The following is a 16,678-nucleotide window of genomic DNA, read 5'->3' as shown; positions in this document are numbered from 1 at the left end:
AGTGGATCCCCGCAAGACCCCGACGACCGGCCGGCAGCACGCTGTCGGCCGGTCGTCCGGTATTTCAGCCGAGGCCGACGCCTCCTCCGCCAGCCCGACCGATGGTGCCGACGCCGACCGGTTCGGCGGCTCCCTCACCGGGTCGGTGACCGAGACGCTGCACACCGAGACCGACGGCGCCGGTCAGGTCAGCTCCGTGGTTCGCCGCACGATCCTGCCCAGCGGCCTGCGGATCGTGACCGAGCAGATGGCGGGCTCCCGTTCCGCGGCGGTGGGCGTGTGGGTCGGCGTCGGCTCGCGCGACGAGGACGCCGTGCTGCACGGGTGCTCCCACTTCCTGGAGCACCTGCTCTTCAAGGGCACTCGGGAGCGGTCCGCACTGGACATCTCGGTCGCCCTGGACGAGATCGGCGGCGAGTTCAACGCATTCACCGCCAAGGAGCTGACCTGCTTCTACGCCCGCGTGCTGGGCCACGACCTGCCGCTGGCCATCGACGTACTGGGCGACATGATCACCTCCTCGCAGCTCACCGCCGAGGACGTCGACGCCGAGCGCGATGTGATCCTGGACGAGATCGCCATGCACGACGACGACCCCGACGACGTCGTCCACAACCTGTTCGCCGAGGCGGCGTGGGGTCCCGATTCCCCGCTCGGGCGCACGATCGCGGGCACCACCGACTCGATCGAGGCGCTCACCCGCGACCAGATCGCCGACTTCTACGCCGCCCACTACCGGCCCAGCACGATGGTGATCGCGGTGGCCGGCCAGGTCGAGCACGACCGGGCGGTCGAGCAGGTCGTGGCGGCGTTCTCCCGGCAGGCCTTCCTGGAGCGTGAGGAGGCCCCGGAGCCACCTCGCACCCATCAGGCGCCGGTGCCTGTGCACGCCGCGCGGCGCGAGACCACCCGCCCGTTCGAGCAGGTCAACCTCGTGGTCGGCGGCGAAGGACTCGTCCGCGACGACGAGCGCCGGTTCGCTCTCGGCGTCCTGAGCACCGCGCTCGGCGGCGGCACGTCCAGCCGGCTCTTCCAGGAGATCCGGGAGCGGCGGGGGCTGGCCTACTCGGTCTACTCCTTCACTAGCTCCTACGCCGACTCCGGGCTGGTCGGCGTGGCGGTCGGATGCCTCCCCGACAAGGCGGACGAGGTCCTCGCCACCATCCGTACCGAGTTGGCCTCGGTCGCCGAGCACGGTCTCAGCGTCGAGGAGTTGGCGCGGGGCAAGGGCCAGTTGCGCGGCGGCCTCGTGCTGGGCCTGGAGGACTCCTCGGCCCGGATGTCGCGGCTCGGCAAGGGGGAGCTGGTCCATGACCGGCTGCTCTCGGTCGACGAGGTCCTCGATCGCATCGACGCCGTCACCATCGCCGAGGTCAGCGAGGTCGCGGCCGACCTGCTCCGCCGGCCCGAGCTGCTCGCCGTGGTCGGCCCCGCCTGATCCACGCTCAGCCCCTCTGTACCGACCTGGAGAACGGGCCGGTTCGGTGCAGGGGAGTCGAGCCGGTGGAGCACAGGTCGGCGCTCATGGCCCGGGCGCAGCAGCGCCGGTGTGGTCGGCGCGGTCAGCGCTTGCCGATGATGCCGATCACGCTGGGCTGCTTCTGATCGACGATGGAGACTCGGAAGCCAGCCTCGGCGAGGGCCTTGGAGGCGTTCTCCACGATGGTGGGGACCTGATCGCGACGGGTGGCCTCGAAGAACAGGAACACGCTGCCGCCTGGGAGCACCCGCTCGTGCAGCAGGGCGATCTCGGCGCTGGCATCGCGGACCCAGAACAGGTTGACGTTGAAGGCGAAGACCTTGTGGAGTCGCTTCACCGGCACCCGCAGGGTGGCGAGGTCGATCTGCCGCACCGTGAGCCGGCCGGCCTCGATGAACCGCTGACAACGCCGCTTCGTGCGGTCGACACCGGATTCGGATCGGTCGATCGCGAACATCTTGCCGGTCTCCAGGCGGCTACAGATCAGTTCCGCCCCGGCACCGGGGCCGCAGCCGATCTCCAGGACGTGGTCGTTCGGCTGAACATCCATGAAGTCCACTGCCCAGCGGATCCGAGCAGGGATCGTCTGCACCACCATAGGGATCAGCCTGCCAGATAACTCACCGGGAATGATCGGCGCCCGGGCTGGTGTACCGGAACTCATGACTGATATTGGGCCTTCTCAGCCTTCTCACACGCTCCGAGGCGCTGCCGAGGACCCGAGATGGTCAGCGCGATAGGTTGGCGCCGTGATCAAGGTTGGCGTGCTGGGTGCACACGGCAAGTTGGGCAGTGCGATCTGTGCGGCGGTCGAGGCGGCCGACGACCTGGAGCTGGTCGCCCGGGTGGGTTCGAGTGACCCCCTCGAGCGGCTGGTGGAGTCGAGCGCCGAGGCAGTCATCGACGTGACCACGCCCGAGGCGGTGATGGGCAACCTGCGCTTCTGTATCGAGCACGGGATCCACGCCGTGGTGGGTACCACCGGCTTCGACGATGAACGGCTCGACACCCTTCGGGAGTGGCTCTCCGGCGCACCGGCGGTGGGCGTGCTCATCGCACCCAACTTCTCCATCGGCGCGATCCTGATGATGCAGTACGCCGCGAAGGCGGCGCCGTTCTTCGAGTCGGTCGAGGTGGTCGAGCTGCACCACCCCACCAAGGCCGACGCGCCTTCCGGCACCGCGCGCCGTACTGCCGAGCTGATCGCGGCGGCCCGTCGCGAGGCTGGTTGTGCGCCCGTGCCCGACGCGACCACCACCGAGCTGCCGGGGGCGCGCGGTGCCGAGATCGACGGCATCCGGGTGCATGGTCTCCGGGTGCGCGGCCTGGTCGCTCACCAGGAAGTGGTGCTGGGTGGGCTGGGGGAGACCCTGACGATCCGGCACGATTCGCTGGACCGGTCCTCCTTCGGGCCGGGTGCCGTGGCCGGAGTGCGTGCGATCTCGTCGTACCCGGGACTGACCATCGGCCTGGAGCACGTCCTGGATCTATGAGGGGTGCCGGTCGGCACTCATCGCCCCACCGGCTGGCTCAGCGCGCGTGGCGCCGGCTGCTGCGAACCCGGCGTGGCTCATGCTCGCCGTGGTGGGCGTCGCGCACGACCAGGTACGCGATCAGGATGCCCGCCATCACTCCGAGCGCCCCGGCCGAGACCTCGGAGACCGGGAGGTGCCGCCCGAGCCAGACTCCGCAGGCGATGCCGGCCAGCAGCGTCACGGCGACCACGAGCGCGCGATGCAGGGCGGGGAGGGGTCCGAACACAAGTTCCATAGTGACGCACGTCACAGTGTTTTCAAGCATTGTTGCTGCGATGGTGCGTTCGGATTCCCCGAAATCGGGGTCGGACCCCTCGCCTCAGCGGTACTTCTCGGGGAGGTCCTCGCCGATCTTGACCCGGGTCTTGGGCATCCGCAGGAAGCGCATGTTGAGCGCCCGCATCATGGCGTAGGACGTGGTGCCCCGGTGGCTCTCGTCGGGGAAGCGCCGGTCGAGTTCCTTCTTCAGCCGCCAGCGGAGGAAGACGAGGTTGAACGCCACGACCAGCAGCAGCACCATCATGAAGGTGTTGGCGAAGTAGACCAGGGTGGGCTGCTGCGACCAGCCGAGCAGCATGACGACCACGAGCAGTGGGAGGACGAGCTCGGCGACGGTGATGCGGCTGTCGATGAAGTCACGCACGAACCGCTTCACCGGGCCCTTGTCCCGCGGGGGGAGGTACCGGTCGTCGCCGGTCTTCATCGCTTCGCGCATCTTGGCGGACTGGCTCTGCCGCTGGACGCGGTTGGCGGCGTTCTGCTCCTTGCGCGTGCGGGGCGTCTTCGCGCGCGCCCGCGCGGCGGCCTCGGCCTCCTTGCGCGTCGGGGTGGGGCGACCCTTCCCGTCGGACTTGGCGGGCTGCTCGACGCTGACAGGGGCGGTCTCGGACTTACGACGGAACACGGACTTCCTCGGCTCACAGGGGTGGTGCGGTGCGGATGGGGGCGTACGGATCGCACCCGTGCCGTCCAGCTTATCGGGATAGGTGCGAATGGTTGGTGCTGAGCCGTAGGGTGAGGAGAACAGTGGGACGCCGATGCGGGGACGACTTCTGGGTTCTCTCCTCGAGTCGGTCTCCCCGGTGAGCGACCCGAGACCCGAACCACCGAGAGGCATCTGATCAGCATGAGTCTGTGGAGCCGCATGAGCCTGATCTTCAAGGCCAAGGCGAACAAGGCCCTCGATAAAGCCGAGGACCCGCGCGAGACCCTTGACTACAGCTACCAGAGGCAGCTCGAGCTGCTGGCCAAGGTGCGTCGTGGAGTCGCCGACGTCGCGACCAGCCGCAAGCGGGTGGAACTGCAGATCAACCAGCTCGAGCAGCAGGCGGCCAAGCTCACCGACCAGGCGCAGAAGGCGATCAACGTCAACCGCGAGGACCTCGCGCGTGAGGCGCTGACCCGCAAGTCCGGTCTCGCCTCCCAGATCAATGATCTCAAGGTCCAGCACTCCGCGCTCCAGGGTGAGGAGGAGAAGCTCACCATGGCCCAGCAGCGTCTGCAGGCCAAGGTCGAGTCCTTCCGCACCCGCAAGGAGACGATCAAGGCCACCTACACCGCCGCAGAGGCCCAGACCCGGATCAACGAGGCCGTCAGCGGCATCGGTGAGGAGATGGGCGATGTCGGCATGGCGATCCAGCGTGCCGAGGACAAGACCCAGGAGATGCAGGCCCGGGCCGGTGCGATCGACGAGCTGATCGCCTCGGGTGCGCTCGACGACGCCACCGCGGTCAACGCCGGCGACGACATCGCCCGGGAGCTGGACTCGCTGAGCTCGCAGTCCGACGTCGAGGCCGAGCTCGCCGCGCTGAAGGGGCTCGGTTCGCCGCAGCAGCCCAAGGCCGTCGAGTCGGGTCCCATCCTCGAGGGCGAGACGGAGTCCGCACCTCGGAGTGAAACGAGCGGGCAGTGATCGTCAGGATCCTCGGCGAGGGGCAGTACGACGTCGCCGACGACCTCCTGGACCGGCTCAACGAACTCGACGCCGCGGTCGAGGCCGCAGTCGAGGCCGACCACGAGGAGGAGTTCGAGGCCGCTCTGGCTGCCCTGCTGGACGGCGTCCGATCCGTGGGAGTGGCGCACGAGCTCGATTCGCTGGACTCCTCCGACGTGATCCTGCCGCCGTCGGACGCAACCATCCTCGACGTACGCTCGATGCTGGGCGATGAGGGCCTGATCCCCGGCTGACCTGCCGGATGGGTGTGGATGACCCGGGCTGTGGGCTCGGCGGAATGGGAGGACTCGGCGTCTGATGGCGCATTCACGATTCGCGGCCGACCGAGGGCTGTCCGCCCGCATGACCACGGTGATGTTCCTGCTCGGGGCGCTGTTCGTGGCGCTCATCGTCGTGGTGATGTTGATCTTCCCGCCGCAGTACGCCCCGTTCATCGGGCTGATCGGGCTCGGCGCCGCCTGGCTGCAGTGGTTCACCTCCGACACGATCGCGATGAAGGCGATGCGGGCCCGAGAGGTCACTCCGGAGGAGGCTCCGGAGCTACACGCGATGATCGACCGGCTCTGCACCATGGCCGACATGCCGAAGCCGCGCGTGGGCGTGGCCGACACCGACCTCCCCAACGCCTTCGCCACCGGTCGCTCACCGAAGCGATCGGTGGTCGTGGTGACCACGGGCATCCTGCGCCGGCTCAACGGCGAGGAACTCGAGGGAGTGCTCGCCCACGAGCTGAGCCACGTCGCCCACCGCGATGTCCTGGTGATGACGATCGCCTCCTCGGCCGGCATCATGGCCGGGATGCTCACCCGCGGTGCCCAGTACGGCGCGCTGTTCGGTGGCAATCGGCGCGACAACAACAGCGGCCCCGCCTGGATCGTCGTACTGCTGGCCAGCATGGTGGTCTACGCGATCAGTTTCTTCCTGCTGCGGCTGCTCTCGCGCTACCGCGAGCTCTCCGCGGACCGCGCCGGCGCGCAGCTCACCATGAAGCCGCGGGCGTTGGCCTCGGCGTTGCAGAAGATCACCGGCGAGACCAACAAGATCCCGGCCAAGGACCTCCGGTCGGCCCAGTCGATGAACGCCTTCTTCATCACCCCGGCGGCCGCCGGGGTGTCGGTGGCGACCCTGACCTCGACCCACCCGTCGCTCGAACAGCGCCTGGAGCAGCTGGCCCGGATCGAGGCCGAGCTCGGGCGGCAGCACTGATGGGGTTCTGGGACGTCATCACCGGGCGGTCCAAGCCGAAGCAGGCCAAACTGGACGCGCTGTTCGCCATCCCCGACGCCGGCATCACCCTCCAGACCGAGCTGGGGCTGGTGGCCACCGGCGACGGGGCCGTGTGCTACCGCGCTGCGGGCGGCCCCGGCTTCGCCAGCGCGCAGGACGACCTGGTCGCGCTGCTGCGGGCCAACCCGGAGGCTCCGCGGATCACCACCGGCACGGACTCCTACGGCTACACCTGGCTGGAGATCGACCACGACCCGGTCGATCCGGCGAACCCTGACCTGAGCGGCCTGTGCACCGACCTGCACGCGGTCAACGACACCCTCGAGTCCCAGGGGTACGGCCCCGGCCTGCTCTGCTCACTGGTGCCGTTCACCGCCGTGGACGGGCGCCGGCTGGGCCTGGTCTATCTGTACAAGCAGGGCACGTTCTATCCCTTCGCACCTTCCCCCGGTGGCGGGGAGCAGCGCGACAACATCCTGGAGATCCAGGTGCGGGACGCGTTGGCCGGCTCGCTGCCGGTGGAGCAGGACCTGTCCCGCTGGCTGGCCATCTGGGGTGCCCCCGGACTGGACTGACCGGTCCGCAGGGCGTCGCTGACGGCGTCCTCACAGCCTCCGCACAGCTCACCGCCACCGCGGACACAGCAGTTGCCGAGACGCTTCGCCCATGCGTGTGCGGATGCGGAAGAGGACCTGGCTGGTCACAGGAGTCGTGACCGTGACCCTGGTCGGGGGAGTCGGGCTCTGGTGGGCCCTCCAGGACGACGGTGAAGCGGCGGTGGCCAGTCCGACCACCACGACGGTGGCGAGCAGCACCATGAAGGACACGGTCTCGGCCAGCGGCACGATCGCCGCCGCGTCCTCGGCCGATCTGAGCTTCGAGGTCGGCGGGACCGTCAGTGCCGTCCGGGTGGCCGAGGGCGACACTGTCGTCAAGGGCCAGGTCATCGCCCGGGTCGATCCGACGCTCCTGGACGCGGCGGTGACCGCTGCCGCGTCCACATACGAGGCCGCGCAGGCGCAGTACAGCGAGGACACCGACGCCGACGTGTCCGACACCCAGTTGGCGGCTGACCAGAGCCAGGTCGTCGCCGCCCAAGCGTCCCTGGAGGAGGCCCGGGCCGACCGCGAGAACGCGGTCCTGCGCTCGACCTTCGCCGGCACGGTCACCTCACTCGACCTCGCCGTGGGCGACGTCGTCGGAGGAGGCTCCCAGACCTCCTCCTCCGGTGGAACCACCGAAGCCGGTGGCGCCGGCTCCGCGGGGAGCAGTGCCACCGACACCGGCGACGACTCGAGTTCCGAGGGCACGGTGACCGTGGTCAGCACGGATCGGTTCGTGATGGACGCGACCGTGGCCGGCGCGGATGTGGAGTCCCTGCGCGAGGGCCTGCAGGCCGAGATCACGGTCTCCGGACTGGAGGAGACGGTCTATGGCACCGTCGAGGAGGTCGGGCTGGTCGCCGAAACCGGGTCGAGCGGTGCCGCGGTCTTCCCTGTCACCATTGCCGTCACGGGGGCTCCCGACGGGCTGTACGCGGGTACGTCGGCGGAGGCCTCGGTCGTGGTCAAGCAGACCGAGGACGTGTTGACGGTGCCCAGCGCGGCGCTGCAGTCCGATGAGGACGGCGTCTTCGTGGAGAAGGTCACCGAGGCGGGGACTGTCCGTACGTCGGTCGAGACCGGGACCGTGTACGGCGCCCAGACAGAGGTGCTCTCCGGCCTCGCCGAGGGCGACGAGGTCGAGGTCACCGGTCTCGCCGGCCGACCTGGTGGGGCCGGTGGGGCCGGTGGCGCCGGCAGCGGTGATGGCGACCGTCCCGGGATGCAGGGCGAGACGTTCACCGGTGGGGACATGCCCCAGCCCTCCGGAGGCTTCGGTGGTGGCTTCGGCGGAGACACCGGGGGAGCCCGGTGAGTGTCGTGACCTGCCCTGATGGCGACCCCGCGGTGCATCTGGCCGGCGTTCGGAAGACCTACCGCAGCGGCACGGTCGAGTTCGAGGCGCTGCGCGGCATCGACATGGCGATCGGGACCGGCGACTTCGTGGCGGTGATCGGCCCGTCCGGGTCGGGCAAGTCCACCCTGATGAACCTGCTCGGCTGCCTGGACGTGCCGACCGAGGGGACCTACCTGCTGGGCGGCGAGGACGTCTCCACGATGAGTGAGACCCAGCTGGCGCACGTGCGCAACCGGCGGATCGGCTTCGTCTTCCAGCAGTTCCACCTGCTGGCCAGCCTCCCGGCGTGGCGCAACGTCGAGCTGCCGCTCGTCTATGCGGGGATCGGGCGGAACGAACGTCGGGAGCGTGCCGTCGCCGCCCTGGAACGGGTGGGCCTCGGTGATCGGGTCGGGAACCGGCCGGGTGAGCTCTCCGGAGGCCAGCAGCAGCGGGTCGCGGTGGCCCGCGCCCTGGTCACCGAGCCGGACATCATCCTGGCCGACGAGCCCACCGGCAACCTGGATTCCGAGTCCACCGAGGCGGTGCTCGGTCTGCTGGGTGAACTCCACGACGCCGGGCGGACGATCGTGCTCATCACCCACGAACTCGAGGTGGCCGCCCGGGCACACCGTCAACTGGTGATCCGGGACGGCCGGATCACCTCGGACGAGTCGATCGGAGCGAGCCGATGAGTTGGGCCGAGACCATGCGCGCCGGGCTGGACGCCATCCGCGCCCAGCGGCTTCGGTCCCTGTTGACGGTGCTCGGCATCGTGATCGGGATCTCCTCGGTGATCCTCACGGTGGGATTGGGGCAGGGCGCGCAGCGGCAGGTGCAGGATCAGATCGACGCGCTCGGCAGCAACCTGCTGATCGTCTCGCCGGGGTCGAGCACCGACTCCAGCGGTGTGCGCGGAGGCTTCGGGTCGGCCTCGACCCTCACCATGTCCGACGCCGAGGCGATCGCCGATCCGGTGGCCGTCCCCGACGCGGCGGCCGTGGCACCCACGGTCAGTACGTCGAGCAGCCTGGCCGCGGGCGAGACCAACTGGACCACCTCGATGGTGGGAGCGACCAGCAGTTGGCCCCGGGTCCGGTCCAGGGAGCTCTCCTCGGGGCGCTTCCTCACGGCCGAGGAGATCGCCAGTGCCGCCCCGGTGACGGTGTTGGGGGCCGACACTGTCGCGGAACTGTTCTCGACGGGTAGCCCGGTCGGCCAGACGGTCAGGGTCGAGGGGACCACGCTCACCGTGGTCGGCGTACTCGCCGAGTCCGGCGCTTCCTCATCAGGCGCCTCCGAGGACGACCAGGCCGTGGTACCGCTCGGACTCGCCAAACAGCTGACCGGCAGCACCGACACGTCGGTGTCCACCATCTACGTGGAGGCCACCGCCCAGGACACTCTGGGGGCGGCGTACCAGGAGGTCGAGACGCTGCTGCACAACCTGCACGGCGTGAGTGCTGAGGAGGCGGACTTCTCCTTGGCCACCCAGGACTCCCTGGTCGCTACCGCCAACGAGACCAACGAGACCATGACCGTGCTGCTCGGCGGCATCGCCGCGATCTCACTGCTCGTGGGAGGCATCGGCGTCATGAACATCATGCTCGTCTCCGTCACCGAGCGGATCCGTGAGATCGGACTGCGCAAGGCGCTGGGCGCGACCCCGGCGGCGATCCGGAGACAGTTCCTGGTCGAGGCATCCATGCTCGGCCTGGCCGGGGGACTGGTGGGTGTGCTCATAGGCGGGCTCGGCGCTCGTGTGCTCCCGGCGCTGATCGACCAACCGGTGGCCATCTCGCTCACCGCGACCATGGCCGCGATCGGCACCGCCCTCGCGCTCGGGATCGGCTTCGGTGTCTATCCGGCGAGCCGAGCGGCCCGGCTCGCCCCGATCGACGCGCTGCGCAGCCAGTGACCCCACCACTACCCGAGAAGGACCTCTTCGATGAACGCTCCCACTCACCTGCGCCTCGGCGCGCTGGCCCTCGGCATGATCCTGTGCGGGGCTGTGATGACCGCCTGCGGCGGCACGGGCTCCCAGGCAAGTACGGGGGACACCGCCGCGGCTGCCGGGCCCGCCGAGCCGGTTGGCGGCGGCGGACCCGGTTCGCGCCCCGGTGCATCCGGAGAGGTGGCCGCGATCGATGGCCGCACACTGCAGGTGCAGAACGACACCGACGGCCAGGTGGCGATCACCGTCACCGACGCCACGACGCTCACCCGCCAGGTCGCGGCCCGACGCTCGGCCCTCCAGGTCGGGCCCTGCGTCCGGGTGACGCCCCAGTCCTCCGCATCCACCGAGGAATCGTCGGGGAGCCAGGTCAGCGAGGGCGATGCGGTCATCGCGGCCACGGTCGCGAGCAGCGCCGCGCAGGAGGACGGCTCGTGCAGCGGCGACATGAGCGGCATGGGTGGGGGACCGGGCGGCGGACGCGGTGCGGGCGAAGCTCCCGAGGACGCCCAACCGCCGAGCGAACCGCCCTCGGACCTGCCCGAGAACGGTGAGGAAGGGGCCGGCGGCCCGAGCAGGATGGTGCGTGGCCTGAGCGGCGCCATCACCGAGGTCTCGGGAGACACACTGACCCTCGCGGTCCAGGCAATGGCGCGACCGGGCTCAACGTCAGGTTCGGCGTCAGGCTCGGAGTCAGGCTCCGGTCCTGTCGGGGCGGGGACGAGCACGGTCACGGTGACCCTCACCCCCCGGACGGCCTACACGAGGACGATCGAGGCGAGCACTGCCGATCTCGCGATCGGCCAGTGCGTGTCGGCGACCGGTGATACCGACGACGTCGGGGCCGTGAGCGCCGACCGGATCGCGATCAGCCGGCCGGTCGACGGTGAGTGCGACCTCGGCTTCGGCGGGGGGCAGCGGTGAGCCCCGGGGCGGTCAGGCGGCTGCGGACGCCGCTGGCCGTCGCCGCCGTGCTCGCCGTCGCTGCCGGGGGGTACGCGGCGTACGCGGCGACGCCGGCCCTCGACCTGCGTACCGTCGCCGCCGAGACGGGGGCGGTGGATGCCACGGTGGCGCTCGGCGGGACGGTGACGTCGAGTGGAAGCTCGGATCTGGGGTTCGGAGCAGACGGGACCGTGGGAACCCGGCTCGTCGCTGCCGGCGACCGGGTGCGGGAGGGGCAGGTGCTGGCACGGCTGGACCGGTCCGCACTCCGGCGGTCGGTGGCCCAGGCGCAGGCCGACCTGGACGCAGCGAAGCTCCAACTGGAGGAGGACGAGGAGACCCAGGCGGAGACTGTGGCGGACTCGGCTTCCTCCGAAACAGATACCGCCTCGGAGAGTAAGACCCCCTCGGGTGGGGCCAGCGGTGATCAGGATTCGGGCCAGGACTCTGGCCAGGACGCCGACCAGGGCCCAGACACGCCTTCCGGCCACGATTCCACCGGGGCCTCGAACAACGGGGCGGGCCAGAAGACGGGCCAGGGCTCCAGCCAGCAGTCCGGGAGCACCCCCGCGGCCACCGGTGACACCTCGACAGCACTCCCCGCCGAGGTCCAGGAGGCATTGGACGAACTCGCCCAGGAGCAGAAGGCGGTCACCACGGCACAAACGGCGGCCGGTAGCGCCTTGGTCGCCGCCCAGGGCGCGTTGATCGCCCAGCAGGAGGTCTGCGCGGTCGCTTTTGTGCCGGGCAGCACCGCCGGAGCCGACACCGGAGCCGACACCGGAGCCGACAGCGGGACCGACAGCGGGACCGAAGCCGAGACGGACACCGGGACCGGTGCCGGGGCCGGTGCCGAGGCGGACGCTGGGGGCGACTCGGGTGACTCGGGTGATGCGGGTGATGCGGGTGATGCGGGTGATGCGAGTGACTCGGGTGATTCGGGTGACTCGGGTGAGGATGCGAGCGGAGCCGAGGGCAGCACTGCCGAGCAGAACCAGGCCTGCTCGACGGCGCTGGATGAGGCGCAGGCGGCTCAGCAGGCGGTCGACACCGCCCAGCAGGATCTCGCCGACTCCTTGGACGCCCTTGCGGATACCTTGACGGTCGCAGCCGACGGGGTCTCGGCTGCGGCCGAGACCGGAGGTACGGGCCGTCAGTCGGGCCAGCAGTCGGGCGGGCGGTCGGGCCAGCAGTCGGGCCAGCAGTCGGGCCAGGGAGATGCCCCCGGTGTCGACTCCGCCGGATCGGGCGGTCAGGACTCGGATGAGCGCGGGGACCAGACCCAGCCGGTGGAGGATGAGACCTCCGGCGCGGCTGGGTCCGCCGATGAGAGCGCCGCCGGCGGAGATGGGACGCCCGATGCTGGGCGCGAGTCCGTCACCGCTGCCACACTCGCCCAGGACCAGGCCGAGATCGACCGGGCCACCGCCGATCTGGCCGAGGCGCAGCAGGACCTGGCCGGTGCCGTGATCCGGGCACCCTTCGCCGGCAGGGTCGTACGGGTGGATGTCGCCGCCGGGGACTCCGTCACCGCGGGCGAGACCGCACTCCGGTTGGTGGCCCCGGGGGCCACGACGGTCGAACTCACCGCCAGCGCGACCCAACTCTCCCAGCTCCAGGTCGGTCAGGAAGCGACCGTCACCCCGACCGGGGCGGAGGACTCGCTCGAGGCCACCGTCAGCGCGGTCGGCTCGGTGCCCGACACCTCGACCGGGACCACGACGTACCCCGTCACCGTGACCATGACCGAGACCGGGCTGGACCTGCCGGACGGGATGCCCGCGGCGGTGGAGATCGTGGTCGGTACGACGGAGGAGGCCCTCACCGTTCCCACCTCGGCGGTGGACGGTGACTCCGTGACCGTGTTCGACGGCGAGAGCACGACCCGGGTGCGGGTGAGGACAGGGGTGGTCGGGACCGTCCTCACCGAGATCACCGATGGCCTGTCCGCGGGGGACGAGGTCGTCCTGGCCGACCTCTCCAGCGGCGTGCCGACCGAGGAGAGCGAGGAGACCGGGATGGGCGGCATGACGGGCGGTGGCCCAGGCGGTGGTGGCCCTGGCGGGCGCCCCTCCATGAAAGACCTCGGCGGGACAGGCGGCGGCATGGGCGGCGGCATGGGCGGCGGCATGGGCGGCATGGGCTGAGACCCGGCCCTCACGCGGGCGGATGAGCAGGTGTCGCACAGCCCGGTCACAGGAGACCCACAGGCGAGGTCGGAAGGATGGCATCGTGACCATCATGAACAGCGCTCCCGAGCTGACCCGACCGGACGGCTCGCCCCTCCGGGTGCTCGTCGTCGACGACGAGGTGAACATCGCGGAGATGCTCTCCATGGCGCTGCGCTATGAAGGGTGGGAGGTCAGCACCGCCCATTCCGGCACTGCTGCGGTGCGGGCGGCCAAGGAGAGCGATCCGGACGCGGTGGTGCTCGACATCATGTTGCCCGACTTCGACGGGCTCGAGGTGCTCCGGCGGATGCGCGGCTTCAGCCCCGACGTACCGGTGTTGTTCCTGACCGCTCGGGACGCCGTCGAGGACCGGATCGCCGGCCTCACCGCAGGAGGGGACGACTACGTCACCAAGCCGTTCTCCCTGGAGGAGGTCGTGGCGAGGCTCCGCGCGCTGATGCGGCGGGCGGGAGCGGCGCGCGCCGTCTCCACCTCCGTGCTCACCGTCGGCGACCTCAGCCTCGACGAGGACAGCCACGAGGTGGTCCGCGACGGCGAGGAGATCTCGCTGACCGCCACCGAGTTCGAGCTGCTGCGCTTCCTGATGCGCAACCCCCGTCGGGTGCTCAGCAAGGCCCAGATCCTCGACCGGGTCTGGAACTACGACTTCGGCGGTCAGGCCAACGTGGTGGAGCTCTACATCTCCTATCTGCGCAAGAAGATCGACGCGGGTCGCGCGCCGATGATCCACACCATGCGCGGCGCCGGCTACGTCCTCAAGCCGGCCTGACCGGCCGAGGACGAGGCATTCGTGCGCATCTCCAGGCTGCGGCCCACCTCTCTCACCGCCCGGTTGGTCATCACCGCCGTGATGCTGGTGGCCGTGGTCACGGTCGCCATCGGGGCGCTCACGACGCTGGCCATGCGAGCGTCCCTCATGGACCGGCTCGACGCCGACGTGCGGGAACTCGCCCCGAGCGGTGGACCGGGGCCGAGCGGCTTCGACATGCGCAACCGGGGCCCGGACACCCTCAGTGCGGTGGTGAGCGACACCGTCTCCCAGGGCGAGGTGCTCGGGGACGAGCCGGGGGAGAGCGAATCGCTCGACGAGGAGGTCCTGGCCGAACTCGGCGAGGTGCCCGTCGACGGTGAGACGCACACAGTGGACCTGCCGGGGCTCGGGTCCTACCGGGTCCTGGGCACCGACGTGACCCTGCGCGCGAGCGGTGAGCCGGCGACCCTGGTGACCGGCATGCCGACCGCCGCGGTCGACCAGACCCTGCGCAACCTGATCGGCTGGGAGATCGCCCTGACCGTGCTGGGGGTGGCGGTGGCGGGTGGCGCCGGCGTCATCGTCGTACGTCGGCAGTTGGCGCCGCTGCGCGAGGTGGCAAGGACGGCGCACGCGGTGGCCGAACTGCCGCTCGACTCCGGCGAGATCGGCGTGACCGAGCGGGTGCCCGATCACCTGACCGACCCGGCCTCGGAGGTCGGCCAGGTGGGTGCGGCCCTCAACGGACTGCTGGCCCACGTGGAGTCCTCACTGGCCGCCCGCCACCGCAGTGAGCAGCAGGTACGGCAGTTCGTGGCGGATGCCTCGCATGAGCTCCGCACCCCGTTGACCGTGATCCGGGGCTACACCGAACTGGCCGCCAAGCGGCCCGGTGACTCGGCCGCGGCGACGGCCGCGCTGGGCAAGGTCGAGGAGGAGTCGCAGCGGATGACGGCGCTGGTCGAGGACCTCCTGCTGCTGGCGCGCCTCGACTCGGGCCGGCCGTTGGAGCGCCACCAGGTCGACCTCACCCGGCTGCTCGTGGAGGCGGTCTCCGATGCGAGGGTGATCGCGCCGGAGCACCGCTGGCGGCTCGTCCTGCCCGACCGGGAGCCGGCCGCCGTGACCGGTGACGAATCCCGGTTGCACCAGGTGGTGAGCAATCTGCTCACCAATGCCCGCACCCACACGCCCGCGGGTACGACGATCACGGTGACGGCGTACGCCGGCGGTTTCAGTGTGCACGACGACGGGCCGGGCTTCCCGCCGGAGTTGGTGGCGCATGCCTTCGAGCGCTTCACCCGGGCCGATACCGCGCGGCAGCGGGGTGGCGCGGGCCTCGGGCTATCCCTGGTCCAGGCCATCGTGGAGGCTCACGGAGGCGGCGTCACCCTGGAGAGCCGCCCCGGCGACACCACCATCCGGGTACGGCTGCCCCAGTGATCCGTGGTGCCGGATTCTGCCGACACCGAGTGTCGCTGCCGATCAGCCGGCGGCGACCTTGCCCGGCAGGTCGAGCATCCGCTGGAGGGCGACCTTGGCGTGGTGCTCGGTGTCGGCATCGACCTCGATGCGGTTGACGACGTTGCCCTTGACCAGCTCCTCCATGGCCCACACGAAGTGGGGCAGGTCGATCCGGTTCATCGTGGAGCAGTAGCACACCGTGCGGTCCAGGAACATGATCCGCTTGTCGGGGTGCCGGTCGGCGAGCCGCTTGACCAGGTTGAGCTCGGTGCCGATCGCCCAGGCCGAGCCGGCCGGAGCCTCCTCGATCGTCTTGATGATGAACTCGGTGGAGCCGATCAGGTCGGCCTTGGTGACCACCTCGTGCTGGCACTCGGGGTGGACCAGGATGTTGATACCCGGGACCTCGGCGCGCAGCTCGTCCACGACGTCGGGGGAGAAGCGGCCGTGCACCGAGCAGTGCCCCTTCCACAGGATGACCTTGGCCTGCTGCAGCTGCTCGGTGGTGAGCCCGCCGTTGGCGCGCCGGGGATCCCAGACCACGCAGTCCTCGAGGGAGTAGCCGAGCTCGAGCACGGCGGTGTTGCGGCCCAGGTGCTGGTCGGGGAAGAAGAGCACCTTCGCGTCCGAGCGCTGGTCGAAGGCCCACTCCAGGACGGTGCGCGCGTTGGACGAGGTGCACACGACGCCGCCGTTGCGGCCGCAGAAGGCCTTGATGTCGGCGCTGGAGTTCATGTAGGTCACCGGCACGACCTGCTGCTGCACGCCGGCCTCGGCCAGCGCGTCCCAGGCGGTCTCGACCTGCTGGAGCCGGGCCATGTCGGCCATCGAGCAGCCGGCGGCCAGGTCGGGCAGGATCACCTGCTGATCGGCGCCGGTGAGGATGTCGGCCGACTCGGCCATGAAGTGCACGCCGCAGAACACGATGAACTCGGCCGTCGGTCGGGCCGCGGCGTCGCGGGCCAGCTTGAAGGAGTCCCCGGTGACGTCGGCGAACTCGATCACCTCGTCGCGCTGGTAGTGGTGGCCGAGCACGAAGACGCGCTCGCCGAGGGCCTCCTTGGCCGCTCTGGCGCGCGCCACCAGATCAGGGTCGGAAGCCGGGGGGAGGTCGCCGGGGCAGTCCACGCCACGCTCGGACTGGAGGTCGATGCCGCGGCCGAGGGGCAGCAGCGGGAGGTCGACGGTCGTCATGCCGACGAGTCTAGTTGTGGGCTATGACACCCGCCGCGCGGTCC

General features: G+C 70.4%; 17 protein-coding genes. 13 read left to right on the top strand and 4 right to left on the bottom strand.

What is annotated here, in order from left to right:
• Nucleotide 1: 1 nt before the first annotated feature.
• Nucleotides 2–1,438, top strand: a complete 1,437-nt coding sequence (locus tag G515_RS0102695; RefSeq protein ID WP_245565165.1) for a M16 family metallopeptidase — start codon at nucleotides 2–4, stop codon at nucleotides 1,436–1,438.
• A gap of 124 nt (nucleotides 1,439–1,562) precedes the next feature.
• Here G515_RS0102695 and G515_RS0102690 read toward each other — a convergent pair whose 3' ends face one another.
• A complete protein-coding gene (locus tag G515_RS0102690; RefSeq protein ID WP_245565163.1) occupies nucleotides 1,563–2,030 on the bottom strand; it encodes a class I SAM-dependent methyltransferase in 468 nt (155 codons plus the stop codon).
• A gap of 199 nt (nucleotides 2,031–2,229) precedes the next feature.
• On the opposite strand from G515_RS0102690, the gene dapB reads away from it, so the two are divergent.
• Entirely contained in the window at nucleotides 2,230–2,973 is a 744-nt protein-coding gene (gene dapB / locus G515_RS0102685; RefSeq protein WP_028658888.1) for a 4-hydroxy-tetrahydrodipicolinate reductase, read from the top strand.
• Nucleotides 2,974–3,010: 37 nt separating this feature from the next.
• Here the strand turns inward: dapB and G515_RS0102680 are convergent, their stop codons facing one another.
• Nucleotides 3,011–3,241: a hypothetical protein gene (locus tag G515_RS0102680; RefSeq protein WP_028658887.1), complete on the bottom strand. Its 231-nt coding sequence runs from the start codon at nucleotides 3,239–3,241 to the stop codon at nucleotides 3,011–3,013.
• A 93-nt stretch (nucleotides 3,242–3,334) separates the two neighbouring features.
• Nucleotides 3,335–3,919: a DUF3043 domain-containing protein gene (locus G515_RS0102675; RefSeq protein ID WP_028658886.1), complete on the bottom strand. Its 585-nt coding sequence runs from the start codon at nucleotides 3,917–3,919 to the stop codon at nucleotides 3,335–3,337.
• A 222-nt stretch (nucleotides 3,920–4,141) separates the two neighbouring features.
• On the opposite strand from G515_RS0102675, the gene G515_RS0102670 reads away from it, so the two are divergent.
• The 11 genes from G515_RS0102670 to G515_RS0102615 all read left to right on the top strand — a co-directional run bounded on the left by G515_RS0102670 (nucleotide 4,142) and on the right by G515_RS0102615 (nucleotide 15,419).
• Nucleotides 4,142–4,927 (top strand): PspA/IM30 family protein, encoded by a 786-nt coding sequence (locus tag G515_RS0102670; protein WP_036553801.1) that lies wholly within the window; start codon nucleotides 4,142–4,144, stop codon nucleotides 4,925–4,927.
• On the top strand, nucleotides 4,924–5,202 hold the full coding sequence (gene pspAA / locus G515_RS0102665) for a PspA-associated protein PspAA (protein WP_028658884.1): 279 nt from the start codon (nucleotides 4,924–4,926) through the stop codon (nucleotides 5,200–5,202). Before G515_RS0102670 ends, pspAA begins: the two co-directional genes overlap by 4 nt.
• A 64-nt stretch (nucleotides 5,203–5,266) precedes the next feature.
• A complete protein-coding gene (htpX, locus tag G515_RS0102660; protein ID WP_028658883.1) occupies nucleotides 5,267–6,175 on the top strand; it encodes a zinc metalloprotease HtpX in 909 nt (302 codons plus the stop codon).
• A complete protein-coding gene (pspAB, locus tag G515_RS0102655) occupies nucleotides 6,175–6,771 on the top strand; it encodes a PspA-associated protein PspAB (protein ID WP_028658882.1) in 597 nt (198 codons plus the stop codon). Before htpX ends, pspAB begins: the two co-directional genes overlap by 1 nt.
• A gap of 91 nt (nucleotides 6,772–6,862) precedes the next feature.
• Entirely contained in the window at nucleotides 6,863–8,113 is a 1,251-nt protein-coding gene (locus G515_RS0102650; protein WP_028658881.1) for an efflux RND transporter periplasmic adaptor subunit, read from the top strand.
• Nucleotides 8,110–8,829, top strand: coding sequence for an ABC transporter ATP-binding protein (locus G515_RS0102645; protein ID WP_028658880.1), 720 nt, complete (start codon nucleotides 8,110–8,112; stop codon nucleotides 8,827–8,829). The genes G515_RS0102650 and G515_RS0102645 overlap by 4 nt, the downstream gene beginning before the upstream one ends.
• Nucleotides 8,826–10,052, top strand: a complete 1,227-nt coding sequence (locus G515_RS0102640) for an ABC transporter permease (RefSeq protein WP_028658879.1) — start codon at nucleotides 8,826–8,828, stop codon at nucleotides 10,050–10,052. The genes G515_RS0102645 and G515_RS0102640 overlap by 4 nt, the downstream gene beginning before the upstream one ends.
• Before the next feature lie 30 nt (nucleotides 10,053–10,082).
• The gene (locus tag G515_RS22440; protein WP_028658878.1) at nucleotides 10,083–11,012 is read left to right on the top strand and encodes a DUF5666 domain-containing protein; all 930 of its coding nucleotides are present in this window, start codon (nucleotides 10,083–10,085) and stop codon (nucleotides 11,010–11,012) included.
• A complete protein-coding gene (locus G515_RS19210; RefSeq protein WP_036553796.1) occupies nucleotides 11,009–13,180 on the top strand; it encodes an efflux RND transporter periplasmic adaptor subunit in 2,172 nt (723 codons plus the stop codon). The genes G515_RS22440 and G515_RS19210 overlap by 4 nt, the downstream gene beginning before the upstream one ends.
• A 94-nt stretch (nucleotides 13,181–13,274) precedes the next feature.
• Nucleotides 13,275–13,994, top strand: a complete 720-nt coding sequence (locus tag G515_RS0102620) for a response regulator transcription factor (protein WP_028658876.1) — start codon at nucleotides 13,275–13,277, stop codon at nucleotides 13,992–13,994.
• A gap of 21 nt (nucleotides 13,995–14,015) precedes the next feature.
• Nucleotides 14,016–15,419: a sensor histidine kinase gene (locus tag G515_RS0102615; protein WP_245565156.1), complete on the top strand. Its 1,404-nt coding sequence runs from the start codon at nucleotides 14,016–14,018 to the stop codon at nucleotides 15,417–15,419.
• Between the two features lie 42 nt (nucleotides 15,420–15,461).
• Here the strand turns inward: G515_RS0102615 and nadA are convergent, their stop codons facing one another.
• Nucleotides 15,462–16,634, bottom strand: a complete 1,173-nt coding sequence (gene nadA, locus G515_RS0102610; protein WP_028658874.1) for a quinolinate synthase NadA — start codon at nucleotides 16,632–16,634, stop codon at nucleotides 15,462–15,464.
• Nucleotides 16,635–16,678: the final 44 nt, after the last annotated feature.

It is taken from the genome of Nocardioides insulae DSM 17944, from assembly GCF_000422825.1.
Taxonomy (GTDB): domain Bacteria; phylum Actinomycetota; class Actinomycetes; order Propionibacteriales; family Nocardioidaceae; genus Nocardioides; species Nocardioides insulae.
The sequence above is the reverse complement of the archived record's forward strand: the minus strand, read 5'-3'. Positions and strand labels throughout refer to the sequence as shown.

What these genes read in the sequence shown, in the direction of transcription:
- G515_RS0102640 (WP_028658879.1), top strand. Translation starts at nt 8,826, where the DNA reads ATGAGTTGGGCCGAGACCATGCGCGCCGGGCTGGACGCCATCCGCGCC.
- G515_RS22440 (WP_028658878.1), top strand. Translation starts at nt 10,083, where the DNA reads ATGAACGCTCCCACTCACCTGCGCCTCGGCGCGCTGGCCCTCGGCATG.
- G515_RS0102650 (WP_028658881.1), top strand. Translation starts at nt 6,863, where the DNA reads ATGCGTGTGCGGATGCGGAAGAGGACCTGGCTGGTCACAGGAGTCGTG.
- htpX (WP_028658883.1), top strand. Translation starts at nt 5,267, where the DNA reads ATGGCGCATTCACGATTCGCGGCCGACCGAGGGCTGTCCGCCCGCATG.
- G515_RS0102620 (WP_028658876.1), top strand. Translation starts at nt 13,275, where the DNA reads ATGAACAGCGCTCCCGAGCTGACCCGACCGGACGGCTCGCCCCTCCGG.
- pspAB (WP_028658882.1), top strand. Translation starts at nt 6,175, where the DNA reads ATGGGGTTCTGGGACGTCATCACCGGGCGGTCCAAGCCGAAGCAGGCC.
- G515_RS0102670 (WP_036553801.1), top strand. Translation starts at nt 4,142, where the DNA reads ATGAGTCTGTGGAGCCGCATGAGCCTGATCTTCAAGGCCAAGGCGAAC.
- nadA (WP_028658874.1), bottom strand. Translation starts at nt 16,634, where the DNA reads ATGACGACCGTCGACCTCCCGCTGCTGCCCCTCGGCCGCGGCATCGAC.
- G515_RS0102690 (WP_245565163.1), bottom strand. Translation starts at nt 2,030, where the DNA reads ATGGATGTTCAGCCGAACGACCACGTCCTGGAGATCGGCTGCGGCCCC.